Annotated in this window: 26 protein-coding genes; 13 read left to right on the top strand and 13 right to left on the bottom strand. The window is 27.3% G+C overall.

Annotated elements, in window-relative coordinates:
- Window positions 1-7 precede the first annotated feature (7 nt).
- Genes T478_RS00810 through T478_RS00800 form a run of 3 tightly spaced genes read right to left on the bottom strand, consistent with a single transcriptional unit; the run spans window position 8 to window position 2,628 of the window.
- Window positions 8-1,201, bottom strand: a complete 1,194-nt coding sequence (locus T478_RS00810) for a glycosyltransferase family 4 protein (RefSeq protein ID WP_048104426.1) — start codon at window positions 1,199-1,201, stop codon at window positions 8-10.
- A gap of 52 nt (window positions 1,202-1,253) precedes the next feature.
- Window positions 1,254-2,081: a polysaccharide deacetylase family protein gene (locus T478_RS00805; RefSeq protein ID WP_048104425.1), complete on the bottom strand. Its 828-nt coding sequence runs from the start codon at window positions 2,079-2,081 to the stop codon at window positions 1,254-1,256.
- A 1-nt stretch (window position 2,082) separates the two neighbouring features.
- Window positions 2,083-2,628: an acyltransferase gene (locus tag T478_RS00800; RefSeq protein ID WP_238573607.1), complete on the bottom strand. Its 546-nt coding sequence runs from the start codon at window positions 2,626-2,628 to the stop codon at window positions 2,083-2,085.
- A 101-nt stretch (window positions 2,629-2,729) separates the two neighbouring features.
- Between T478_RS00800 and T478_RS00795 the strand changes: the two genes are divergently transcribed.
- From T478_RS00795 to T478_RS00780, 4 genes are read left to right on the top strand one after another with little or no spacing between them, the layout of a single operon-like run.
- On the top strand, window positions 2,730-4,484 hold the full coding sequence (locus T478_RS00795; protein WP_052433810.1) for an HAD-IIIC family phosphatase: 1,755 nt from the start codon (window positions 2,730-2,732) through the stop codon (window positions 4,482-4,484).
- Window positions 4,477-4,713 carry an acyl carrier protein gene (locus tag T478_RS00790; protein ID WP_048104424.1) on the top strand — a complete coding sequence of 79 codons (237 nt, stop codon included), beginning with the start codon at window positions 4,477-4,479 and terminating at the stop codon, window positions 4,711-4,713. Before T478_RS00795 ends, T478_RS00790 begins: the two co-directional genes overlap by 8 nt.
- Window positions 4,713-5,111 carry a VOC family protein gene (locus tag T478_RS00785; protein ID WP_048104421.1) on the top strand — a complete coding sequence of 133 codons (399 nt, stop codon included), beginning with the start codon at window positions 4,713-4,715 and terminating at the stop codon, window positions 5,109-5,111. Before T478_RS00790 ends, T478_RS00785 begins: the two co-directional genes overlap by 1 nt.
- Window positions 5,108-5,482, top strand: a complete 375-nt coding sequence (locus T478_RS00780; RefSeq protein WP_048104420.1) for a holo-ACP synthase — start codon at window positions 5,108-5,110, stop codon at window positions 5,480-5,482. The genes T478_RS00785 and T478_RS00780 overlap by 4 nt, the downstream gene beginning before the upstream one ends.
- Here T478_RS00780 and T478_RS00775 read toward each other — a convergent pair.
- Complete coding sequence (locus T478_RS00775; protein ID WP_048104418.1) at window positions 5,462-6,508, bottom strand: glycosyltransferase family 2 protein; 1,047 nt, start codon at window positions 6,506-6,508, stop codon at window positions 5,462-5,464. The genes T478_RS00780 and T478_RS00775 overlap by 21 nt on opposite strands.
- Window positions 6,509-6,599: 91 nt before the next feature.
- Between T478_RS00775 and T478_RS00770 the strand changes: the two genes are divergently transcribed.
- Window positions 6,600-7,301, top strand: coding sequence for a TylF/MycF/NovP-related O-methyltransferase (locus T478_RS00770; RefSeq protein WP_052433808.1), 702 nt, complete (start codon window positions 6,600-6,602; stop codon window positions 7,299-7,301).
- A 1-nt stretch (window position 7,302) separates the two neighbouring features.
- On the opposite strand, the gene T478_RS00765 is transcribed toward T478_RS00770, so the two are convergent.
- Both T478_RS00765 and rfbB read right to left on the bottom strand, forming a co-directional pair.
- Window positions 7,303-8,370 (bottom strand): glucose-1-phosphate thymidylyltransferase, encoded by a 1,068-nt coding sequence (locus T478_RS00765; protein ID WP_048104417.1) that lies wholly within the window; start codon window positions 8,368-8,370, stop codon window positions 7,303-7,305.
- Window positions 8,371-8,388: 18 nt separating this feature from the next.
- Complete coding sequence (rfbB, locus tag T478_RS00760) at window positions 8,389-9,381, bottom strand: dTDP-glucose 4,6-dehydratase (RefSeq protein ID WP_048104415.1); 993 nt, start codon at window positions 9,379-9,381, stop codon at window positions 8,389-8,391.
- A gap of 96 nt (window positions 9,382-9,477) precedes the next feature.
- Here rfbB and T478_RS00755 point away from each other — a divergent pair, with 96 nt between their 5' ends.
- Window positions 9,478-9,933 (top strand): WxcM-like domain-containing protein, encoded by a 456-nt coding sequence (locus tag T478_RS00755; protein ID WP_048106655.1) that lies wholly within the window; start codon window positions 9,478-9,480, stop codon window positions 9,931-9,933.
- Window positions 9,934-9,968: 35 nt separating this feature from the next.
- Window positions 9,969-11,117: a lipopolysaccharide biosynthesis protein gene (locus T478_RS00750; RefSeq protein WP_048104414.1), complete on the top strand. Its 1,149-nt coding sequence runs from the start codon at window positions 9,969-9,971 to the stop codon at window positions 11,115-11,117.
- Between the two features lie 13 nt (window positions 11,118-11,130).
- On the opposite strand, the gene T478_RS00745 is transcribed toward T478_RS00750, so the two are convergent.
- A complete protein-coding gene (locus T478_RS00745) occupies window positions 11,131-12,738 on the bottom strand; it encodes a glycosyltransferase family protein (protein ID WP_048104413.1) in 1,608 nt (535 codons plus the stop codon).
- 148 nt (window positions 12,739-12,886) lie between these two features.
- On the opposite strand from T478_RS00745, the gene T478_RS00740 reads away from it, so the two are divergent.
- Both T478_RS00740 and T478_RS00735 read left to right on the top strand, forming a co-directional pair.
- Complete coding sequence (locus T478_RS00740; RefSeq protein WP_048104411.1) at window positions 12,887-13,870, top strand: glycosyltransferase; 984 nt, start codon at window positions 12,887-12,889, stop codon at window positions 13,868-13,870.
- Window positions 13,871-13,883: 13 nt separating this feature from the next.
- On the top strand, window positions 13,884-14,759 hold the full coding sequence (locus T478_RS00735) for a sulfotransferase domain-containing protein (RefSeq protein ID WP_048104410.1): 876 nt from the start codon (window positions 13,884-13,886) through the stop codon (window positions 14,757-14,759).
- On the opposite strand, the gene T478_RS00730 is transcribed toward T478_RS00735, so the two are convergent.
- From T478_RS00730 to T478_RS00715, 4 genes are read right to left on the bottom strand one after another with little or no spacing between them, the layout of a single operon-like run.
- Window positions 14,746-15,930 (bottom strand): alpha/beta hydrolase family protein, encoded by a 1,185-nt coding sequence (locus tag T478_RS00730; RefSeq protein WP_048104407.1) that lies wholly within the window; start codon window positions 15,928-15,930, stop codon window positions 14,746-14,748. The genes T478_RS00735 and T478_RS00730 overlap by 14 nt on opposite strands.
- A 15-nt stretch (window positions 15,931-15,945) precedes the next feature.
- Complete coding sequence (locus tag T478_RS00725; protein WP_048104406.1) at window positions 15,946-16,962, bottom strand: DegT/DnrJ/EryC1/StrS family aminotransferase; 1,017 nt, start codon at window positions 16,960-16,962, stop codon at window positions 15,946-15,948.
- Between the two features lie 2 nt (window positions 16,963-16,964).
- Entirely contained in the window at window positions 16,965-17,906 is a 942-nt protein-coding gene (locus T478_RS00720; RefSeq protein WP_048104404.1) for an NAD-dependent epimerase/dehydratase family protein, read from the bottom strand.
- Between the two features lie 56 nt (window positions 17,907-17,962).
- Window positions 17,963-18,799 (bottom strand): FkbM family methyltransferase, encoded by an 837-nt coding sequence (locus T478_RS00715; protein WP_048104403.1) that lies wholly within the window; start codon window positions 18,797-18,799, stop codon window positions 17,963-17,965.
- A 77-nt stretch (window positions 18,800-18,876) separates the two neighbouring features.
- Here T478_RS00715 and T478_RS00710 point away from each other — a divergent pair, with 77 nt between their 5' ends.
- The gene (locus T478_RS00710) at window positions 18,877-19,911 is read left to right on the top strand and encodes an NAD-dependent epimerase/dehydratase family protein (protein WP_048104402.1); all 1,035 of its coding nucleotides are present in this window, start codon (window positions 18,877-18,879) and stop codon (window positions 19,909-19,911) included.
- A 41-nt stretch (window positions 19,912-19,952) separates the two neighbouring features.
- Window positions 19,953-21,302, top strand: a complete 1,350-nt coding sequence (locus T478_RS00705) for a sulfatase family protein (protein ID WP_048104400.1) — start codon at window positions 19,953-19,955, stop codon at window positions 21,300-21,302.
- A 1-nt stretch (window position 21,303) separates the two neighbouring features.
- Here the strand turns inward: T478_RS00705 and T478_RS00700 are convergent, their stop codons facing one another.
- Window positions 21,304-21,816 (bottom strand): hypothetical protein, encoded by a 513-nt coding sequence (locus T478_RS00700; RefSeq protein WP_048104399.1) that lies wholly within the window; start codon window positions 21,814-21,816, stop codon window positions 21,304-21,306.
- A 6-nt stretch (window positions 21,817-21,822) separates the two neighbouring features.
- Complete coding sequence (locus tag T478_RS00695; protein ID WP_052433806.1) at window positions 21,823-22,368, bottom strand: hypothetical protein; 546 nt, start codon at window positions 22,366-22,368, stop codon at window positions 21,823-21,825.
- 91 nt (window positions 22,369-22,459) lie between these two features.
- Here T478_RS00695 and T478_RS00690 point away from each other — a divergent pair, with 91 nt between their 5' ends.
- Together T478_RS00690 and T478_RS00685 are read left to right on the top strand one after the other, a co-directional pair.
- The gene (locus tag T478_RS00690; RefSeq protein ID WP_052433801.1) at window positions 22,460-22,993 is read left to right on the top strand and encodes a YfcE family phosphodiesterase; all 534 of its coding nucleotides are present in this window, start codon (window positions 22,460-22,462) and stop codon (window positions 22,991-22,993) included.
- Window positions 22,994-23,029: 36 nt separating this feature from the next.
- Window positions 23,030-23,602 (top strand): pyruvate kinase, encoded by a 573-nt coding sequence (locus T478_RS00685; protein ID WP_107734688.1) that lies wholly within the window; start codon window positions 23,030-23,032, stop codon window positions 23,600-23,602.
- Window positions 23,603-23,623: the final 21 nt, after the last annotated feature.

The raw sequence follows: 23,623 nt of genomic DNA, 5'->3' as shown, positions 1-23,623 counted from the left end.
AATACCTCTATTTATTATCATTATTTTCTAACACCTGCTCATATAATTTCAAAGAATTCTTTGCCATAGAAACACAATTACATTCTTCATGTACAAAATTATATCCAGATAGACCCATTCTTATTCTTAAATTATCATCTAGAAGTAATTTTTCTATTGCATCTGCTAGTTGTGGTGGATTGTCGGGTTCTACAAGAATTCCATTTTTGTTATCTTGTACTGTAAATGGAATTCCATGTGAATTAGTAGAAATTACTGGTTTTTTAAAAGCAAAAGACTCCAATGGAACAAGAGGTGATAATTCCCAATGAGATGGAAGAACTAAAAATTCACTTTCACCATATGCAGATATTACATCTTTTCGTGGAGGATTTTTAATTACCATTATTCTTTTCGAGAGATTAAATTTTTTAATTAATTCTTCCATATCTTTTTCATATCCAAAATCAACACCCATTATTACAAGAATTGTATCAGAAAATTTTTGGTCAGTTTGGATTATGTTTAATGCATGAATTAATGTTTCAATACCCTTACTTTTTGAGAATCTTCCAACAAATAGAATGAATTTTGATGTTATTTGATATTTTTCTTTGAAATTGATCTCACTGACTAGATTTTCTAAATTAACACCATTTCTTATAATTTGAACATTAGAATTTTTATTTATGTCTAAAAAAATATTTTTTTCATATTCATTTGCGGCACTAACTATAGTTGCATGATTAATAATTTGTTTTACAAAGTAATTTTGTATTTTATATAAAATTCTTAGAAATATACTGGAATGTTTTAGAAATGGATGAGTTGTTAATCCACCTTGATCAGATACAATTAAGGGAATTTTTAATTTTTTAGAGATTTTTAATGCAGTTAATGATTGGTAACTTCTTAATCCTATTGTGTGTATAATATCAGGTTTATCTTTTTGAATTTGTTTAAACATGGATGTATTAATAAAAAATAATTTTAATGAAAACCAAACATGTGTTCTGTTAATTACAAATTTTTCAACTTTTTCATTTCGAGGTAAATTCTTGTTGAATTTATTTGGACCATTACTAAAATCTAGATCAGTTGTATAGATAGTAACATCATGACCTATGTTAGAGATCTCACGAGCAAGATCAACAGCCAAAAACACAATTCCTCCAAATTGAGTTGCAGGTAAAGATGCAGGACATACTAAAGCAATTTTCATAAATTTAAGAATTTTAACCACTTTTTAGAGGATTCTATTAAATTAAATCAGCTCATTTGGAGAAATTTTCGAAAGATGTGAATTCAAACTCATCTAATAAAGAATCCATTTTATCAAAAGCCTTACCAAGATTATGATAAGTTATAAAATCATCCTTTTTTGACATTTTAATTTTTGGCATAAATTCTGGGGTTAACTCCCAGGAATGAATATAGAATGTTGAAGGTATGTTTTTTTTCTCATAGTTTTTTATTGCATTTGTAATAATTTTCATAGGTAATGTTCTAAGATAAAAACCTCCTCCGGCAGGAATTGTTTTTCCTAAAAATTTTGTGACTAATATTGGGAATTCAGTTATCTTTCCATTTGAATTTTTTTCTAGTGAATTACTAGTAATCGTATATGGTTTTATTTCTGCATCAGGCATACCATAAAGAGAGGTTTTTGCAGGGACAATACTACTATCATAAGTATAATTATTATTTTCTAATACATCTATTAACCATGAACTTTTTTGGTTTAATGAAAAACTTGGAGCACGAAATCCTCTAGACTTTCCATTTGTTAATGAATGAAATTTTCTTATTTCAGTTTCAAAAATATTTTGGAAATTTAAAGAATCAATTCTATCATGTTTCATTGTGTGAAAAGCAATTTCATGTCCATTTTCTAATATAATATCAAATAATTCTGGTTTAAATTCAAGTAATTCACCAACAACAAAAAATGTAGCATTAGATTCTTTTTTTCGTAAAAGTTCTAGAATTTTTTCAATACCATTAATAATTTTTGGCTCATGATTTTCTTTTGAAATATATTTCTGAACTAATTCTGGATGAAACCAGTCTTCAAAATCAATTCCCAATAAATTTTTGTTCATATTAATGATCTATTTTTTTTATAATTCTAGCAGGATTGCCAACCACAACACAATAATCAGGAATATCTTGAGTTACAACACAGCCAGAAGAAATAATTGAATTTTTTCCAATAGTTACACCTAATGTAATTATTGCACCGGGATTAATCACTGCACCGGATTTTATATTAATCTCTCCAGTCTTTCTTGGATAGTCGCCTAATTTTAAAAATGAATTTGCAGTAGGATTATTGTGTGCAAATAACATAGAAAATGAACCCAATGTTACATTATCTCCAATAGTAATTAATTCAGGATACATTAGATCTATGAGTACGTAAGGGTTAAAGTGACAATGTTTTCCAATATTTACTCCTCTCAATCTTTGCATCTTCACAGCAAATCCTGAATGAGTAGAATGAAATGCCAGACTATGGTGTAACCATGATCTCAAATAATTAATTCTCAGTCTTAATCTTCCACTTACCCCAGAATAGCCATGATATTCCATCAATTCCTGTTCATTAATTTTAAAAGTATCTTTAGATAATTCTTCGAAATTACTCACACGGGAGAGAATTTCTTAATCTATCTAAATATTTCTAACAAAATGAATGAGTAACTTTGTGTGATAAATTCTAAATTCAAGAGAATTATTGTTTATTTAACATGAAAAATGAAGAGAATTTGGCTTATTTTTTGAATGAAGCAAAAACTATCAAACCTAGAGAATTAGGAGGAAAATTACGCATTGCATTTTTAGCTAGTTCGACCATTAATGGATTTGAAGAAACAATGCGTGTGAAGTGTTTTCAAAAAGGAATAGATTGTATAACATATGTTGCAGATTATAATCAATATAATCAAGAGATTTTAAATCAAGATTCAGGATTATACAAATTCAAACCTGACATAACATTTCTGATTCTAGATACACGACATATTTTAGGTGACTATTTTTTCTCATGGTATTCAGTTCACGATGATGACAAATCAAAAGTAATATCTACAAAAATAAGCGAAATAGAAAATATTTGCAACATATTTACAAGAATTTCTGATTCAAAGTTAGTTGTAACAAGTCTACAAATCCCAAATTATTCACCATATGGTATTGATGATGACCATGCAGTTAAATCTCTAAAACAAGCAATTCTTGAGATTAATAATGAACTATTTCAATGGAGCAAGCAACACATGTTATTGACATATGATTTTAATCAATTTATACAAAAATATGGTGAAAATAATATTTTTAATTATAAACAATTTTTTTCAGGTGATATTAAAATTTCAATAGAGTATATACCAAAATTTATTGATGAACTAATGAGATATGTACATGCAGTTACGGGAATGACAAAAAAATGTATTGTACTAGATCTAGATAATACATTATGGGGCGGAGTAATTGGTGAAGATGGATTTGATAATATTAAATTAGGAGATAATCCTGTAGGTCGTACATTTGTTGAATTTCAAAAAAGATTACTTGCTCTAAATCAAAGAGGGATACTTTTAGCGATAAATAGTAAAAATAATTTTAATGATGCTGTTGAAGTAATTCAAAAACATCCAAGTATGGTTTTAAGAGAAGATGATTTTGCATGCATGAAAATTAATTGGGACAATAAAGTTGTAAATCTTGAGAAAATTGCAGAAGAATTGAATATTGGTTTAGACAGTATAGTATTTTTTGATGATGATCCAATTAATCAGGAATATGTAAGGGAATCATTACCTGAGGTATTAGTTATGGATTTACCAAGAGATTCTTCACAATATGCCAAGATATTAACAGAGATGATAGAATTTGATGCCTTGAAAATAACTGAAGAAGATACTAAGAGAAGTAGTATGTATTTGGGTCAAAAGAAAAGAAAAGAATTAGAGACTAAGATTGGGAATTTTAATGAATTTTTGAAACAAATGAATATTGAAGTTGAGGTGAAAAAGGCAGATAGTTTTTCAATTCCAAGGATTTCTCAATTAACATTAAAAACAAATCAATTCAATTTAACAACCAGACGTTATCAAGAGGAAGATATTTCAAAATTTTCATCATCTGATGATAGAATTGTTGAATGTGTACAAGTAAATGATAAGTTTGGAGACAATGGAATAACAGGTACATACATTATTGAAAAAAAGAATGACGAGGAATGGATTATAGATACATTTCTTCTTAGTTGTAGAATAATTGGCAGAGGGGTAGAAGAAATTATGATAAGTCAGATTATTGAAAATGCAAAATCATCAGGAGTAAAGAGAATAATGGGACAATTCATTCCAACTGCAAAAAATAAACCAGCTGAAAATTTTTATGAGAAATTAGGTTTTAAGAAAGAAAATGACTTTTGGGTTTTTAATACGGATGATATAATGAAAAAACCAGAACATATCAAAGTGAAAAAAAATGAGTGAGAAATTATATAAAATAATATCCAGAGTGTTTAATGTTGATTATAATAAGATTAATGATGAAACAAGTCCTGAAAATTTAGAAGAGTGGGACTCTTTCAATTTTTATGTATTACTGGATGAAATTGAAAATGAATTCAATATAAAATTCGATCTTGATGAAACTTTAGATATAAAAAAAATAGGAGATTTGAAAAATATACTTACAAAACGTGGAGGTAAAATAGAGTAATGAAATTACATCATATCGGAATTGTGGTAAATAATATTAAAGAATCATTTGGCGAATTAACTAATTTTCTAGATTTTACAGAAACATCAATACCGGTTGAAGTAAAATCACAAAAAGTAAATGTCTGTTTTCTAAAAACGTCTGATGTATATATTGAATTAATTGAGCCCATTGAAGATAATTCACCTGTGAAAACATTCTCAGAATCAGGAGGAGGATTTCATCACTTGTGTTTTGAAGTGGAAGATATTTTCAAAGAAGTAGAAAAAATGGTCAATAATGGTGGAAGGGTTATTGTAGAACCAACAAAAGGTTTTGAAGACAGATTAATTGCGTTTGTTTTGCTTAATATGAAAAATACAAATTGTAATTTAATAGAATTTGCAGAGAAAAAATGATAAAATTGATTGAGGAAAAAGAGATTGGAATAGATATTGTAGAAATAGAAAGATTTCGAAAGAAAAAGTTCATAGAAAATGAAAGCTTTTACAAGAAAATTTTTACTGATTTAGAAATACAATACTGCAGAAAATTTTCTGACCCATATCCACATTTTGCAGGAAAATTCGCTTTAAAAGAGGCAGTCCAGAAATCAATTGCACATAATACACTATTCAACAAAATTGAAACATTCCATACAAATTCAAGACCTAAAATTAAAATTAAAAATCAAGAAAAAAAATATGATTTTATTACTTCAATTTCTCATGAAAAAAAATATGCTATTGCAATTGCAATATCAAAAAAATTAGATAGCCATTCTAGATAATTTTGATAAGACTCTAAGTATAGAATTAAATGGAATTTTATTTTTTATATTAGTTCCTTTAGGTAGAATTACTTCATTTTTAAAATTAAATATTATTTCTTTATCATTAACAGTTCTTGTTTTTTGAATTTTATTATATCTTGATTGTATAGTTCCTAGATTTTTTATAATACTGAATGAAGCTTTGATTTTTTCATAAAATAGTCCATTCTTTAGATAAAAAAAGCTAACAGCAAAATCTACTAATATTAATGAAGGAAATAATTTTAAAATTGTACTACGAGAATAATGAGTGAATAAACAGTATAATCTATTCCTTTCTAATAAAAAAAATTTAAAATTACTCCATTTGAAACTAAATCCTTCTGAAGGATGAAATACGATTGAAGTGGGTACGTAATAAGACTGAATTCCTTGCATGCTAGCTCTCCAACAAAGATCTAAATCATCATGATATGCGAAAAGAAATGAATCAAAAAATTCTAATTTTTCAAATATTTTTTTAGATGTGAATAAACAAGTTCCAGATGCATAATTTACAGTCTCCATATTATTGAATTGTTGTTCATCTTTATCGCCCTTATTTCTAGAATATCCAAAACCAAACAGCTGTATCATATTACCAGTACTTTGTATGATTGATTCATTGTCAATAGTTAGAAATTTTGGTTGATATATTCCATCACCAAATTTTTGGTGGCCAAGAAGTAATTCATTCATCCAATTCGGATCAACTATTGTATCAGGATTGAGAATTATTACAAACTTTCCCTTAGATTTTCTAATCCCAATATTATTTCCTTCACAATAACCATAATTTTTTTTATTCTCTATCAGATCAATTAACGGGAATTTTTCCTTACATTCTATGTGACTACTATCTGTTGAATTATTGTCAACAATAATGATTTCATAATTTTTATAATTACTATGATAAATGGAATCTACGCATTCTTCAAGTAATTTACCAGCATTGTAATTCAGGATAATTATACTAATTAGTGGATTTTCATCATTTGATTCCAATTTGATAAATCTCTAGAAAGGTGTAATATATTGAAGACGAATAAAACATACTAGTAATAATGTTAAATTATTAATTAATTTCCATGTAATTATGACAGATAAAACAAGAAAAATCGTATATAATTCAAAAAGTATAGGAGGCATTTTGAGTAAAATCGCGACAAGTTTTCAGTTCAGGTTACTATCATTTTACAAAGATAAAGAAACCGTGGAATTAATAAAAAAAATCAGAAAAGAAGTAGATTTTGCATTTTATCCATATGAAGCATATATGATCCATTCAATTGTGAGAACACAAATAGCACTTGATGGAGATATGGCAGAAGTAGGAGTGTACCAGGGTGGTTCAGCTAAATTAATTTGTGAAGCAAAGAAAGAAAAAGAATTGTATCTTTTTGATACATTCACAGGACTCCCAAAATTATCAGATGACGATACACATTTTGGTGAAAAACATTGGTATGAAAATCAATTTAATAATACAAGTATAGAATCTATTAAAAAACTTCTAAGCAAATACAAAAATGTTCACATAATAAAAGGTGAATTTCCTAGTTCAGGTGAAAAGATAATAAATAAAAAATTTTGTTTTGTACACTTAGATGTAGATCTGTATAAGAGTACGATTGACTCTTTAAGATTTTTCTTTCCAAAAATGATTCGAGGAGGAATAATTTTAATACATGATTATCATTCAGATGGAATTCAAAAAGCATTTAAAGAATTTATGGATGAAAATTATTTGCAAGTAATTGAATTAACTGGTTCACAAGCTATTATAATAAAAAATTAGATCAAAGATAAATTCTAGTTCCTTCACCGAGTAGAAATATTTTCTCATCAGTTGGTTTATCGGGTTGAATAATTTTTGAATTATTTGAGATTATACTATCTCTAATTTTTCCTGAAGAATTTATTTCACAATTTTCCATGATAATTGAATTTTCAATATTTCCTTGATTAATTATTGAATTATTACCTATACTAGTATTAGGACCAATAATAACACCAGAATTTATTTGGCAATTTTCTCCAATGATCACAGGACCAGTAATGATCACATTTTTTTCTATAATAGAATTTTTTCCAGTTAACACTTTTCCAACAAGTTTCATATTTTCTGATTTTTTTCCATAAAAATAATCAGGTAAATTTTTGATAACTTCGCCATTGGCATGTATAATATCCTGAGGAGTTCCGGTATCTTTCCAATAATCAGTAATTATTTCAAAACTTAGATTATTATTTTTATTTAATAATATGTCTAGTGCATCAGTGATTTCTAATTCATTTCTCCATGATGGTTTTAGATTTTCTATAATTTCAAATATTTTAGGCGTCAATAAGTAAATTCCAGTCACTGCAAGATTTGATAGAGGGTTTTTAGGTTTTTCAACAATTTTTATAATTTTTTTATTTTTAATTTCTGCGATACCAAATCTAGATGGATTATCAACCTCACATAGTAACAATGTTGCATCAAAATTGGATTTATCAAAATTTTTTACAAAATCCGATATTGAACGTTGTATTATATTATCACCAAGAAAAACAAGGAATTTTTCATTATTGATAAAATCTTTACACAAATTTATTGCATGAGCAATTCCTCTGGGTTCATCCTGTTCAACATATGTTATTTTAACACCAAAGTTCTCACCATTTCCATAATATTCTTTAACTTTTTTAGAGCCTAAACCACCAATGATTATTGCAATATCGGTAATACCAGTTTCTTTGATTGAGTTTAAACAGTATTCAGACATTGGTTTATTAGCAATTGGAAGAAGTTGTTTAGGACCAGTATGAGTTAATGGCCTTAAACGAGTTCCGTGCCCTCCATGTAAAATAATTCCTTTCATTTATTTTTCCTCATTATTTTAATTAGAAATTTTCCACGGAGTAGAATTCAATATTGTAGAAGATGAGTTGTTCATTATTTCAGGATTATCTATATACCATTGAATAGTTTTCTCTAAACCATCTTTAAAATTTAATTTTGTCTTCCATTTTAGTTCAGTAGAAATTTTTTGAGAATCCATACTATATCTGAAATCATGACCAGGTCTATCTTCAACAAATTCAATTAAATCTTCAGATTTATCCATAATATCAAGGATTTTTTTGACTATTGTAATATTATTGATTTCATTATATGCAGATACATTATAAGATTCACCTTTTTTTCCGTTAAAGAGTGCTAGAGATACAGCATCACAATGATCATCTACATAAATCCAATCTCGAACATTTTTGCCATTGCCATAAATAGGAATTTTTTTATTTTGATATGCTAGCATAATTGTTTTTGGAATTAATTTTTCAGCAAATTGTCTAGGACCATAATTATTTGTACATCTTGTTATAATTACATCTGAATCAAATGTTGTGCTATAAGAATTAATGATTAATTCTGCAGCAGCTTTTGTAGCAGCATATGGACTTGAAGGATTGAATTTTGTTTGTTCAGTTGCAGTTCCAGTAGATAAACTCCCAAATACTTCATCTGTGGAAATTTGGATCATTCTCTTTTTTTGTTTTGTAATTATATCCAGTATTGTAAAAGCACCACGTATGTTTGATACTAAAAAGGGATTTGCATCATTTATGCTTCGATCAACAAAAGATTCAGCTGCAAAATTTACCACAGCATCACATTTTGTAATCTGTTCTTCCATGAGTTTTTTATTTGAGATATTACCTTTGAAAAATTCATAATTATTGGAATTTTCTAGATTTTGCAGATTTTTTCTATTTGAACCATCTAACTCAGCATCTACATTTGTTATATGAACATCATTATTTTCATTCAAAATTTTAAGAATGAAATTACTACCAATGAATCCCAAACCCCCAGTTACAAGTAGCCTCATATAGCCACAATTCTTTGAGACCTAATAAAATATTGTATGATTTACTTAGTACCTTTAAATCCAAACTTTTATTGGCAAAAATCACAGATTTTTTTTATGAATAATGATGAATTTTTTGTTCATGATTTAGAAAAACATGATACGAAAGATGTTATAGATTCTCATATTAATGGAGAATTGACAGTTATTTGGAGAGACTGGGACAACATAATTGAAGATCATCCAAAAATGGTATATGTTAATTCTGTAAATCCAAAGGAGGTAAAAGGACCACATCTTCATAAAAATAGAACAACATATTTTGCATGCATAGAAGGCGAAATTATTTTAGTGATAAAAGATAGTGATGGAAAATTTCATGAGATTACTGTAAATCCAAAAAAACCATCACTGGTATGTGTAAAAAATGGAATTGCAGCTGCGATAATAAATCCCACAGAAAAAATTTCAAAAGTTTTGGTATTAGCTGATATAGCATGGAAACCAAATGATAATGAAATGGAAAATGTAGATTTTGTAAATTATGATTTCAATAAATGGATGCAGAAATAAAATCATTAGATGAAAATTAATTTTATTGAAAAAAAATGGTATTTTTAGAAAAAATTAAGGATGTAGGAAAAATTGGGACAGGAGATGTTATAGGAACTGCTTTAGGAGCAATTTTTTGGTTTTATTTGGCATCACAGATTGAACCTTCAGAATATGGAGAAATACAATGGCTTATTGGAATTGCAAGTGCAATTAGTTACATTGCATTATTTGGAAGTCAAAATACAATAATCGTTTTTGCTGCAAAAAACTTAAAAATTCAATCAACACTTTATTTTATTTCTATAATTTCAAGTGTTGTTTTATCGACAATAGTAATTATAGTCATTCCATCATTTTATGAGATTGATATAGGAATACTTCTTTTTGCATATGTTATCAATGCACTAGCAATTGGTGATCTTTTAGGTAAAAAACTCTATTCAACATATTCAAAATATGTCATTTTACAAAAAATTTTAACTATATGTCTTGGAATTTCATTTTTACACTTTTTCGGTTTTGAAAGTATAATTTTTGCATTAGGATTTTCATATTTATTTTATTTAAAAAGAATAATTAGAAATTTCCAGGAAATGAAAATAGATTTTTCATTATTAAGATCAAAATTAGGTTTTATTACTAATAATTACATTTTATTATTAAGTTCAGGTTTACATGGACAAATTGATAAAGTATTAGTTGCTCCGTTACTTGGATTTACTGTTTTAGGTAATTTCAGTTTAGGTATGCAATTCATTGTAGTTATGTCAATTATTTCAGGAATAATTTTCAAATATTTACTAGCACAAGATGCAACTAATGTTGAAAATAATCGTTTAAAAATTCTTAGTGTTATTTGTTCAATAATTATTTCTATATTGGGAATGATTTTCTTGCCAACCATTATTGAGATATTTTTTCCAAAATTCATTATGATTTCTGATGCAATACAAATTATGTGTATTCACATAATACCAACTTCAATAGCAGTCATTTTTGAATCAAAATTATTAGGGCAATTAAATTCAAAATATGTTCTTGCAGGAAGGTTATCAGGGTTAGGCGTGATGGTTATTGGTATGATTATTCTAGGAAGTGTATATGATATTATAGGAATTGCAATTAGTCTAGTTTTGAGTTCAATAGTATTATGTGTGATTTTTGCAATCGGGGTACAAAGATTAACAATTTTAGAGAAATGAAATATAATAAAGATTACACATGTTTTTCAAAATCTAAATAATTAATTTTTAAAACTATTATTTTATTTTCAAAGTTATGATTTTCAGAATCAAAAACTTTTTCAAGATATGAATATTCCTGATAATTTTTTAGGAGTTTATCAAGAAACAATGAACGATTATTTTCTGTTAAAACAATATGAGTTAGTCCCAATTCTTTTGAATTCAAAATGTACTCTTCCAAAGAATCATAATCTCCAGAAGGAATTTTTTTAATAAAAAATGTAGCTTCAAAATTATCTGAAGCTGATGCAATAGGTAAAGATTCTGGCCAATTTTTTTCAAGTGTAGCAATTTTAACATATGAATTTCCAGGATAATCATTTATACCATTGTCATTTTGAACTAAATTTTTTGTTACTTGTAATATTTCATTAGAATAAATATAATTTGGTTGTTCATAAATTAATAAAATTATTGATGACAATATTATTACAGTGATAATTAAAACTACGAATTTTGTTTTTTGGAATTTTTTAATAGAATTTAATCCATAAACAGATATTGCACAAAAAATTGGGAATAATACAAACAAATATCTAACATCTTGAATTTCTCTTCCAAAAGCATACATTGCAGGAATAATTAAAAAAATACCAAAAATTAGAAGATAAAAAAGATCTTTATTTCTTAATTTTATCAGATTATAGATACCAGTAGGGATGAAAAAAATGAAAAGAGGAATTAAAACAAATCCTAAAAATTTTAGTGTATTAAAGAGAGATGTACCCATGAAACTAATTAATAATTCATTGGAAATCCAAGTGGAAGGTTTCTGTACACAATCATATGAACATTCACCAATTTTTTCAGGCTCAGATATAGAAGTGAATGAGTTAGGGTTTAACATATTTTGATTAGCAAAAGTGTGACTTACCAAACCATCTATTCCGTTTGATTCAATTCTAAATGATGAAATAGGTAATAGAATTAAAATAAAAATAAAAATAAAAAGTGAAAATTTTAGATAAGAAATTTTTTGTTTACGAAATTTAATAAAAAATATAATAGTTAATGGAATTAGAAAAATTAGAGATTCATATCTTACAATAGCAGATAAACTAAGAAAAATAAACGAAAAAATAAAATAAGTTGAATTTTTAGATAATGAATATAATAATACAAATGAAATTAAAAAAAGAAAAAGTGATTCTGATAAACCCAGTATAGAATTATCCATTAATCTATAACTAAAACCAAATAAACTTGCACCAATTAGAGCATATTTTGATGAAACAAATTTTTTGCAAAGGAAAAATATTGGAATAATTGTCAGTGAAGAGATTACAACACTTGTTATCCTTTGCGCATTAATTAGGTTCATCATATCAGATTGACCAATAATTGTAAAGATAGGAGATAGTAGAATAGGCCAACCATCATTAGTTTGTAATATTCCAAATGGAAATTTCTGATTTTTAGAAACTTCAAATGCAAAGGAGAAGTAATCTATAGCATCAGTTTTGAAAGGAACCTCAAATGGTAAAAAATACAATCGTATAGAAATAGTAGTTATGATCAATAGCGAAAGAAATGTAATAGTTTTCCTTTGAGAATAAATTTTTTCAGTTTTTGTGATCATTTCTGTCTATGAATATTTTTTTTATCAAAGGTATATAGGATTCACTAGGATTTCATCATCAATGAAGTGAAAATATTTACAAAAATATCACAATTTTAAGTATAAAAATATGGTATGACTAATTAAGAAATAATTTTTCATTAATGCAATGAATAGGCCAATTAGATTAGCGTTTGTTTATAAAAAATCCTATAATTATTTTCAACCAGGACATTTCGATAGAACATCAGCGGATTTTTTTCTTAAAGCCTTTGAAAGAAATAAAGAATTAGATGTTACATATCATCCATGTGAATCTAATTTTGATGTCGAGAAGTTAAGTGGGAAATGTGATGTAATTTTATTACCAATGAATCGTAGCGATGGTGCTCCTAATAAATTAGAAAATGTTAAGAAAGTAGGAATACCAGTCATTTCACGTACAGGTGATCCTCACTCAGCAGAGAAATATGGAGATGTGGAATTTATTGAGAAAAATAAAATTGATTTAGTATTTAGTTCTCATCCAGATAGCTACATTTACAAATTCTATCCAAAACGTGTTAATCATAAGACGGTAATTTATGGATTAGAAAAAAATCTATATGAAAACATTATTCCATTTAAGGAAAGAAATAAAAATAAAATCTTATGTACGGGAGCAATTGGAAAAACAAGTGTAAAATCTAGAATTGGAAATGCAATTCTAAATCCAAAAAGATCAGGCTGGTATTTTTACAAATTAAGAACATTATCAACAAAATTATCATATGTTGATTATTCAGGGATAAAAGATGGTAAGTATCCAAATGATGATTATGTAACATATCTTACAAGATATAGAGCAACTATTGCAGCATCGACATTTTATCCTACATTGAAATATTGGGAAAATGCAGCTGCTGGATGTTTAACATTTATGGAAATAACAAACAAAAATGATGGTTATTTCATTGGTTTTGAAAATGAAAAATCTGCGATTTTTATTAATGAAAGAAACTATCAGGAAAAATTTCAAGAATTTCTATCAGACCCTGATAATCCCAAGTGGGAAGAAATTGCAAATGCTGGAAGAAAATTTGCTATGGATGAATTGAATAATGATAAAGCCGTACAGAAAATTGTCGAGTATGTTAAAGAATTAGTTAGATAATAGAGTAACAATCATGAAAGATTACATAAAAAGAAAATTGGAAAATTATCCAAATTTCTATGCAGGACGATTAAGTAAAAGAAATGTTTTTAGATCTTTAACATCAAATCAGAGAATTTTACCAAATTTTATAATTATTGGAGAAGCAAAATGTGGTACTACGTCACTTTATAATTATTTGATACAACATCCAAATATAGAATCTTCATTAACAAAAGAGATTAATTTTTTTAATTGGTCATATGATAAACCAAAAAATTGGTATAGAGCACATTTTCCAACATCTCTTAAAAAAAAAATGCTGAAAAGATTTTCAAACAAACAGATTATCACAGGTGAAGCCACACCATTATATCTATTTCATTCATTAGTTCCAAAACGTATTTTTCAGATGTTACCAGAAGTAAAACTAATCATTTGTTTGAGAAATCCCATAGAAAGAGCTTATTCACATTATCATGATTTAGGAATTAGATTAGGCGAAGAACAAAGAACATTTGATGAAGCAATTGAAACAGAAATTCAATCCTTAAAACAAAAAAATTATAATATTTTGGATAGTGATTATGGATTTTCTTCTAGATTATACCAATATGTATCACGAGGAGTGTATTTACCACACATAAAATTATGGATGAATCTATTCAGTAGAGATCAAATTTTGTTTGTAAAAACTGAGGAATTGAATAATAATACATCAGAATCTGTTAATAGAGTTTTTGAGTTTTTAGATACAAAAAAATTCAATGGTATAGATGTCAAAGAAAGATTCAATGTTAGTAAGTACAAACCTATGAATAATTCAACAAGAGAAATATTGAAGGAATTTTATTCACCATATAATAAAGAACTTGAAGAATATCTTGATGAAGATTTTAATTGGAATTAGGTAAATTGGAATAATTTTTTAAAAAGTTAATTACAGATTGTGGGTCTACAGTATGGCCAGAATTTATTTTTTGATCATGTACAATTCCAACAATATTTTTTTCAGAGTTTAATAAGCGATAAGCATTCTTAACTAAAGTAAATGTATGTAATGATTGTGCTTCATAACGTTGTGGTGGATTTTCATTTTGTCCCCAAGCAAGATACAATGGTTTGGGAGCTAAAGTAATGACAAGATCAGGATTATCAAAATATTTTAAAAATCCATGATTATAGCCATTACCAAAAGTACCAAAATTTTCCGTACTGAACAAACTGCTTGATAATAATAATCCTTTAAGCTCAGGAAGAAATAATGAAGAACGTAATGCGATTTTTCCTCCATGTGTAATTCCCAAAAGAAATAGATTATTGAAAGTGATTTTTTTATTACTCTCTAGTGACTTGATAGTTTGTAGTGTATCAATTATTTGTAAATTAATTAAATCAAAACCCAAATTTTTTATCTGTCTTTCTAAAAATTCACCTGAGCAGAATATATCAGATTGATCACAAATACTTCCAACATCAATTTTTCTTTCTCCCCATCCTCTATTTTCTATCACATAAACAATATATCCTTCATTAACAATTTGTTCTGCAATTCCTTGTTGGTAATAATTGTCTGAAATTTCACTATTCATATTTATTACATCTTTTGCACCTTGATTTCCGCTACCAGGTACAATAAATACAGCAGAAGTATTTTTATTTATTTTTTTAGGGATTAATTCGTATAAAATGATAGTATCTCCATCTTGTGCAATAGTTGAAAGTTTTGTAACATTATAATTTAATTTTTTTTCAGAATTAATGATATTCAAAGAATTTACTTGTAAATCTTGAAAATTTGGAAGATCATGCAATTCTTGAAATTTTGTAATTAACTTATTTTTCCATGGTAAAAAACTATTTTTATTTTGAACATTATTTTTAAAACTTAATTGTAAACTATTTTTTGTATAGATTTCAGGGATTAGAAATTTTTTATATATATTAGAATGAGAGTTTTTTGTTGAGAGATTTTTTGCTAAGTGATTAATTCCTCGTTTTTTGATATAAACTGAAAATACTGCCACATTGATGCTAATTGAGAGTATCAAGAAAGAAATTATGATGTATAAAATTTCCATTTTAGATTCTCATCTCTATGAATGCAATACCAATTTTATTGATTTAATAATTCTATTTACATCAGCGTCAGTTAGATTAGTTGTGGATGGAAGCCAAATGCCACGGGAGTATAAATTATTAGAATTTTTAAAATCTTTTTTTGAAGGAAAATTTTTCCTAAAATAAGGTTGTTTGTGAAGTGGTTTATAGAAACGTCTTCCTTGTATTCCAAGATTTTTGAGACGTTCTAAAAAAACATCTGGTTTTTTCACAAGCATGTCAATATACCATGTAGGTTCTTCTTCAAAAAATTCAACATTTTCATTTTTTAATTCTTCAGAAATTGTTTTATACATTTTTTTTAATCGTTTCAATCTACTAGGTAATTTTTTAAGTTGTGCTAATCCAAAAGCTGCCTGTACTTCTGTAAATTTAGAGTTAAATCCCCAAAACTCAAAATTATCACTCATAGGTTTTAGTTTTTGTCTATCATTTCGACCTAGATCCTTTAAACGACTCAATATATCAAATGTCTCTTTATCATCACAGCATACAGCTCCACCTTGACCACCAGTAGTAATATGTTTAGTACTTGCAAATGAATAACAACTAATACTATTTTTAGTGTGATGAGATATTGCTTGCGCACAATCTTCAATGTTTGATTTGCTCCCCAATCTACCATTTGAATGAACTGTAAAATTTAATTTATTATTATTGCTTATACTACCATTTTTTCCAACATCAACAAGTATTGGCTTGACATTTGTTTGAATCGTAGCATAAGCTGAAAAAATTCCAGCATAATCGGGAATATTTATTGACTTAAAATTATTTTTTTCAGTTAAGGATTTTAGTCCCAGATATAATGCAGTAGTTCCACTAGTGCAAGTGATACAATATCTGGCCCCAACAAATTCAGAAAATTTTCTTTCAAATTCCCTTACAGTTTTATGTTCATTTAGATAATCAGCATTTAAAATTTTATTTACTTGTTTTTTTTCATATTCATCCCAATATGGAATAAATTGTGGAATGAATTTTTCTTTCATCTTTATACATTTGATTGGTTTAAATCAAAAGTTCCTTCTTCAAGAATGTTTACCATTTCTTCAATTCCATCTTCAGCAAGAAATTTTGTAGAGAAATTTAATTCATTTTTTATTCTATCAAAATTTACAATATAGTCTCGTTTATCTTCTTTTTCCACAATGTTTAGAGGAACATTAAGTCTACTACTAACTTTTTCTGCAATTTCTCTTTTTGTATAATTTTGATTTGAGGAACCAACATTATAAACACGAGAAAGATCGCCATGATGATCAATACATAACGAAATAGCAGTAGAGATATCACTTACATGGACAATTGGCCTGTGTACTTCGGGCATGAAAACATTGATTTGTTTTTCTAACCATGCTTCTTTGATAAAATCACTTACTAACAAATCAAATCTCATTCTACCTACGGATAATCCATATGCAGTAGCACAACGTAATATTGTAGCATTAGGAATATTTTTAATCAAAAATTTCTCCAGATTTACCTTCGTTTCAGCATATAATGAGGTAGGAAATAATTCGCCATCTTCATCAACCATTTCTTTTGCTTGTCCATAATTTGAACAGGTTGATAATTGAATGAATTTTTTAATATTTTTCTCTTTACAGAGTATTGCAAGATTTTTTGCTGCTTCAAAGTTTACATCTACTGCTTCTTCTGGTTTGATTTTACATAGAGGTTCACCTACAAGAGCTGCAAGATTAACAACATAATCATTCGATTCAATTATTGAATTCATAAAATCAAGATTTCGGATATCTTCTTTATGAAAACTAACTCGATTATTGGAATATGTATTTTTTTTAAAATTTTCATCTAGTTTGAAATCTAATCTATCTACAATTACAATTGTATGATCAGTGTTTTCTAGTAAATGTTCAGTTAATTTTGTACCAATATATCCAGCACCACCAGATAAAATAATTTTTGCCATTTGACTAGTCACGCTAGATTAGATAAATAGATTTCTACAAAGTTATTTTTTTAAAATTACATAATTGTATAATTAGTTCTATTTACAAAATTTTTAGTATCAGATATTGCAAGAAGATCACCTTTTGTTGGAATAGAATTTGAATCTAAGTGAAATAAATTCTTTTTATTGTTGTACTCAAAAATTTCAAAGTCATGTTTGCGAAGAATTTGAAGAATTTCTTCATATTCATACCCATACGTTTGGAAAAATTTTGGATATGAACCGGAGATTGGAAGTTGAATACACCTAGTTTTTTCTAGAATATTTTTAGAACCCAAAAGAACAAATTTTTCAAATCCTATTGAATCTATTTTTAACAGATCGATGATATCTTCCTGAATATCTAGATCGTCTAATTTCTTTAGTGGTACAGTTAAGTTTGTATTTGAAAAAGTAACTTGATTTTGATCATCAGATTTTTTATCAGAAAAACCTATTGTAGAATTTTTATCACCAATAGCAAGATTGAATGATACAACATTATTGGTGTTGTTAAATTTTAAATTTTCTTGTAAATAATTGAAAGTTTTTGGATGAGGTTCTATAGAATATACTGTTCCAGAATTTCCAATTAATGCAGAAGCTAATAGTGTTACAGTTCCTATATTTGCACCAACATCAATAATCTTATCGCCATTTTTAATATAATGTTGAAGAAATGGATCATCGGCAGCATGAACATAATTTTGATTAATCCATTTATTTTGTGAAAGAGCAGTGGGAAAGAATTTCAGAGTATAGTGGCTTTGGCGAATAGTAAAAAATCTACATAAATTAGTTTTTATGAGTATTTTAGCAGTAAGGAATTTCAGAGGTTTTTCATGAGATAATATCGAAGTAAAATAATTCATAAATTTTTAATGTGATTTGTCTTTAAACATTTTTTGATTTTTATTAACTTATAATAGGTTCAAGAATTTTTGATTACATGAATTGGAATGAGTGTCCTGTTCTAGTTACAGGTGGAGCGAGTTTTATCAGTAGTCATTTAGTTGATAATTTAGTTAATCAAGGAGCCACAGTTACGGTTGTGGATGACCTAAGTAATGGAAAAAAAGAAAATCTGAGTAAATCATGGGATTCTATTAAATTTGTTCAACAAGATTTAGAATATGTTTCAAAAAATGAAATGAAAAAACTTTTTGATGGAAATGAAATAGTATTTCATTTTGCTGCAGATCATGGAGGTAGAGGATACATAGATACACATCCTGCAGATGTATGTTCAAATTTTGCTATTGATCATCATGTATTTGATGCATGTAACAACTCAAGTGTTGAAAAAATTATTTTTTCTAGTTCTGCATGTGTATATCCAACAGAATTACAAAATGAAATTGGTTCAGATTATAAGTTAAAAGAAGAGGATTCGGATTGCGATAAACTAAATGGATTTCTTAGTGCAGATGTGGAATACGGATGGGCAAAATTAATGAGTGAAGTACAAATGAAATCATTTAACAAACAATATGGATTAAAAGGATGTCCTGTAAGATTTGTAACAGCATATGGTCCAAGAGAAGATGTTACACATGCAATTATAGCATTAATTTACAAGGCAGTTGAAAAAATGGATCCATATCAAATATGGGGAAATGGACAACAAGAAAGAGACTTTACATATGTAGAAGATATTGTTACAGGTTCAATTCTTGCAGCAGAAAAAATTTCAGATATGACACCGATTAACCTTGGAACAGGAGTTAGATACAAGATGATTGATGTTGTTAAAATGATATGTGAAGTTTTGGGTTGGGAACCAAAGGAATTTGATTTTGATACATCAAAACCAACAGGTGCATTATCCCGTTCATTGGATAATTCACGTGCCAAACAATTATTGGGCTGGGAACCAAAATTTAGTCTTAAACAAGGATTGGAAAAGACAGTTGAATGGTTTGTTGAGAATCATAAGATAGAAGGTAAGGTAAACGAAGCATCATTACTCGATCATACTAACTAATTATCAAAAAAATTCATTAGGGTTGAGTGTACAAGTAATTTGTGGAAGAACCTAACATATTATTTTTGATTATTGATTCTTTCAGATCAGATAAATTTTTTCATAAAGAAAAAACTTCTGTAACACCAAATATTGATAAATTGATTCAACGTGGAGTATATTTTTCACAAACAATTAGCTCTGCTTCATCATCACTTCCAGCAATATCTAGCCTTTTAACAGGTAATTACCCATTTGATTCATTTAAACAAAATGAAAAAAAATCTGAAATTGTAGAAAGTTCAATGTTTTTTTTAAAAGAATTAAAAAAAAGGAATTACGAAATGTATGGATTTATTCCAAAAATTTTAACTAATCTTTCTCTAGAAAAAATATTTGGGGATAATTTAGATTCTTATGATGATAATTCTACACTTTACGATGGAATCGGTGATGAATTAATTGCCAAAATGAAAGAAAAGAAAGAAAAGAGTAAATGGTTTTGGTACATTCACTTAAATGATATTCATGGACCAGCGATTTTTCATAAAGATTTTCAACATGAAGACTTTGAAGATGTTAATCTTGGAAAAAATCAATATGAACGAATGGTATCTTTAATGGATAAATGGTTAGGTAAGATTTTTGAAGAGATAGATTTTGAGAAAACATTAGTTGTTATTTCTGCAGATCATGGTTCAGATGTAGGAGTATTTGATAAAGAGATGGATCGTTTAAATTTACAGATTCGAAATAAAAAGAAAATTCCAAAAGGAAAAGCATTTGATGTTAGTCATAAAATTATTTCAAGATCACCAGGATTTTTAAAACCAATGAGAAAGATTCTTTCAAAAAGTTATACAAAGAGAAGAGAGAATATTATTGAAAATAGTCTTGAACCGGATTTAAAAAAACTTGAAAGTTTACAGTTATCACCATATAAAAAAAGAATAATGGAAAACATTATTCTAGGTAAGAGTCAGGTTTTTGATGAAAGATTTGTTATTCCTTTATTATTTACAGGATACGGAGTAAATGAGAATAAGATAATCGATAAACAAGTAAGAAGTGTAGATATTTTTCCAACAGTTTTCAGTTTAGTTGGTTTTTCTTTTTATGAAAAAATACATGGTAGAACACTTTTTCCTTATTTTAATAATGAGGATCTAGATGAATTACCTGCATATTTACAGAGTACAGAAAATTTTTCCGACGAAAAAACAGATACTAAAGTTATTGGAATTAGAACATCAGACTACAAGTATTTTCGAGATAGAGATGATTGTATGAAAAATGTTCATCTTTATGATCTACATTCAGACCCATTAGAAGAAGAAAATATTTCAGAAAATAATAAGAATAAAGTTAATGAAATGGAGAGATTACTTGCTGAAATTTCATTAGAGAATTAAATTACCACTTTCTATCAATATTTTTAAAAAATTGAAGATCCTTTTCATTTCTAAATTTTCTTTGACTTGAAAACTCTTTGAGTTCATCTTGTAATTTTGTTAATTCATCCAATAATTCTTTTGGAATACTATCATCATTTGAATTTTTAATTATTTCAGCTAATTTTAGAGTCAAAATTAAAACTAGATCAGTGTTCACTAGTGTTCTCATAATGTACGGATTGGTTTCTACAAGAATATCAACTTCAGCTTTTCTTGCTTTTGTTCTTTTGTAATGTGCATAACCTATTGTAACAAGTAAAGGAATTCCAATTAAGACCGTTATAATTACATAAATTTCAAAAGTTGGAAAGACTGATTTGAGAACAGGGTAATTTTCTATTGCTAAATAAAATGTTACAGTTAGAGTGTTTATTGCTGCAAAAATAAATGCAAAGTATGTTGACCATCCCATACGAAAATAAAACCAAGCACGAAACAAAGGATTTTTTTTAAATAATTCTTTATTTTTCATGTATTATCAACTCATCAACCTATGATCAGAATTTTTAGATTTTGGAAAGGTATCAATATGTTCTATAAATTTTGTATCATGTTTACTTAATAACTTTCTATCTTTGACAAATGATTGAATCTGGTTTAAAATCTCCAAATAATTATTTTTTTCTTGTTCGGTTATGTTGCCATCATAACGATGAAGGAATATGGAATAATATTTTAGATATAAGTTTAGAATCATATCTGAATTAACTAGAGTTCGGAGTCTGTAAGGATCTGTTTCAAGTTCAATATCAACTTCGGCCTTTCTTGCTTTTGTTCGCTTGAAATGTCCATATCCTATTGCAATAATTAGAGGAAATCCAATGGCAGAAAATACTGTAAGATATACTTCAAAAGTTGGAAAGACTGATTTGAGAACAGGGTAATCATCTATTATTAGATAAAATGTTACAGTTAGAGTGGTTAATGCTGCAAAAATAAATGATAAGTATGTTGACCATCCAATACGAAAATAGTACCAAGATCTACTGAGTAAATCATCTTTTGATTTCTTAATTTCATTCATGAATCTATCCTATGAATCAATTATATCAATATCACTATAAACATCTCAAAGAAGTAGAAGAATTTATTTGGTAAAAACCAGAACAAGTAGAATGAAAATAGGGATTATTTCAGATACACATGATGATATACTCAATACGAACAAGGCAATCGACATTTTTTCTCAGAATAATGTATCAATTGTAATCCATGTAGGAGATTTTGTAGCACCGCCAGTAGTGACAGAATTTAAGAGATTATCTAAAGATGGTGTGAAAATTATTGGGGTACTAGGAAATAATGATGGAGAAGAGCAAGGACTAAAAGAAGAATTTGAAGGAATTAATGGAGAATTGTTTAAGGAAATTGGAAAAATAAAGATTGACAATTTAAAATTTGGAATTTATCATGGAACAGATGCCAAAAAAAGACAAAAAATGATCGATTCAAAAAAATTCGATGTTTGTATCTTTGGACATACACACCAAAAAGAAAATTATGTTGACGAGAAAACAGTAATTGTATTAAATCCTGGTACTGCACACTATCCAGTGAAAATGAACTATACTCATGATAGATACTTTGGTGAATCAACAATAATGATCTTTGACACTAATGATAAGACGTGCCTAATTTATGATTTATAGGTAAAATTAATAAGAATAATTTTTTTATTGAAAATAATGATAATCCTATCACAAAATATAACAAATTATGACATTTCAACCTCCGAAGACAGTGTTTTACGAATTAATATGGCATGGTGTAATAGTATTTCAGAATTAGAGGAAAAATTAACAAAAAATAGTAATTCCAATTTTTTTATTGATCTTCCAATTGGAAGAATAAAACCACCAAATAACAGATATACTTTGGATGAAATGATTCCAATTTTGGAAAATAAGGAAAATGTAAAATTTTTTGCTGTATCAAATGTGGAATCAGCTGATGATCTCAAAGAATTTTTGGAAAAAGTCCCAGATAGAATAAGTATTGTTCCTAAAATTGAAAGTCCTAACGGTGTTCTAAATATTGACGAGATATGTACTGCTCTAAAATCAAAGGAAAAGGTTGTTATGCTAGATCACGATGATCTGTTTTCAAATATTCTTAAAAAGAAAGAGGACCCAGAATCATTTCAAGGTTATGTCAAAAAATTAATTGAGTATTGTGAAAAAAATAATGTTTCATTATTACGTACAGTAGGTGTAGTTTTTAGTGATGATGAGAAACGTACTACACAGTATATTAAATAATTATTATACCAATAATATTTA

The organism is Candidatus Nitrosopelagicus brevis, from assembly GCF_000812185.1.
Classification (GTDB): Archaea; Thermoproteota; Nitrososphaeria; order Nitrososphaerales; family Nitrosopumilaceae; genus Nitrosopelagicus; species Nitrosopelagicus brevis.
Note: the sequence above shows the minus strand (reverse complement) of the source record. Positions and strands in the feature narration are given on the sequence as shown.

Excerpts from the sequence above, each read along its gene's own strand:
- T478_RS00810 (WP_048104426.1), bottom strand. The coding sequence starts at position 1,201 with ATGAAAATTGCTTTAGTATGTCCTGCATCTTTACCTGCAACTCAATTT.
- T478_RS00805 (WP_048104425.1), bottom strand. The coding sequence starts at position 2,081 with ATGAACAAAAATTTATTGGGAATTGATTTTGAAGACTGGTTTCATCCA.
- T478_RS00795 (WP_052433810.1), top strand. The coding sequence starts at position 2,730 with ATGAAAAATGAAGAGAATTTGGCTTATTTTTTGAATGAAGCAAAAACT.
- T478_RS00790 (WP_048104424.1), top strand. The coding sequence starts at position 4,477 with ATGAGTGAGAAATTATATAAAATAATATCCAGAGTGTTTAATGTTGAT.
- T478_RS00785 (WP_048104421.1), top strand. The coding sequence starts at position 4,713 with ATGAAATTACATCATATCGGAATTGTGGTAAATAATATTAAAGAATCA.
- T478_RS00780 (WP_048104420.1), top strand. The coding sequence starts at position 5,108 with ATGATAAAATTGATTGAGGAAAAAGAGATTGGAATAGATATTGTAGAA.
- T478_RS00770 (WP_052433808.1), top strand. The coding sequence starts at position 6,600 with ATGACAGATAAAACAAGAAAAATCGTATATAATTCAAAAAGTATAGGA.
- T478_RS00765 (WP_048104417.1), bottom strand. The coding sequence starts at position 8,370 with ATGAAAGGAATTATTTTACATGGAGGGCACGGAACTCGTTTAAGGCCA.
- rfbB (WP_048104415.1), bottom strand. The coding sequence starts at position 9,381 with ATGAGGCTACTTGTAACTGGGGGTTTGGGATTCATTGGTAGTAATTTC.
- T478_RS00755 (WP_048106655.1), top strand. The coding sequence starts at position 9,478 with ATGAATAATGATGAATTTTTTGTTCATGATTTAGAAAAACATGATACG.
- T478_RS00750 (WP_048104414.1), top strand. The coding sequence starts at position 9,969 with ATGGTATTTTTAGAAAAAATTAAGGATGTAGGAAAAATTGGGACAGGA.
- T478_RS00745 (WP_048104413.1), bottom strand. The coding sequence starts at position 12,738 with ATGATCACAAAAACTGAAAAAATTTATTCTCAAAGGAAAACTATTACA.
- T478_RS00740 (WP_048104411.1), top strand. The coding sequence starts at position 12,887 with ATGAATAGGCCAATTAGATTAGCGTTTGTTTATAAAAAATCCTATAAT.
- T478_RS00735 (WP_048104410.1), top strand. The coding sequence starts at position 13,884 with ATGAAAGATTACATAAAAAGAAAATTGGAAAATTATCCAAATTTCTAT.
- T478_RS00730 (WP_048104407.1), bottom strand. The coding sequence starts at position 15,930 with ATGGAAATTTTATACATCATAATTTCTTTCTTGATACTCTCAATTAGC.
- T478_RS00725 (WP_048104406.1), bottom strand. The coding sequence starts at position 16,962 with ATGAAAGAAAAATTCATTCCACAATTTATTCCATATTGGGATGAATAT.
- T478_RS00720 (WP_048104404.1), bottom strand. The coding sequence starts at position 17,906 with ATGGCAAAAATTATTTTATCTGGTGGTGCTGGATATATTGGTACAAAA.
- T478_RS00715 (WP_048104403.1), bottom strand. The coding sequence starts at position 18,799 with ATGAATTATTTTACTTCGATATTATCTCATGAAAAACCTCTGAAATTC.
- T478_RS00710 (WP_048104402.1), top strand. The coding sequence starts at position 18,877 with ATGAATTGGAATGAGTGTCCTGTTCTAGTTACAGGTGGAGCGAGTTTT.
- T478_RS00700 (WP_048104399.1), bottom strand. The coding sequence starts at position 21,816 with ATGAAAAATAAAGAATTATTTAAAAAAAATCCTTTGTTTCGTGCTTGG.
- T478_RS00695 (WP_052433806.1), bottom strand. The coding sequence starts at position 22,368 with ATGAATGAAATTAAGAAATCAAAAGATGATTTACTCAGTAGATCTTGG.
- T478_RS00690 (WP_052433801.1), top strand. The coding sequence starts at position 22,460 with ATGAAAATAGGGATTATTTCAGATACACATGATGATATACTCAATACG.
- T478_RS00685 (WP_107734688.1), top strand. The coding sequence starts at position 23,030 with ATGATAATCCTATCACAAAATATAACAAATTATGACATTTCAACCTCC.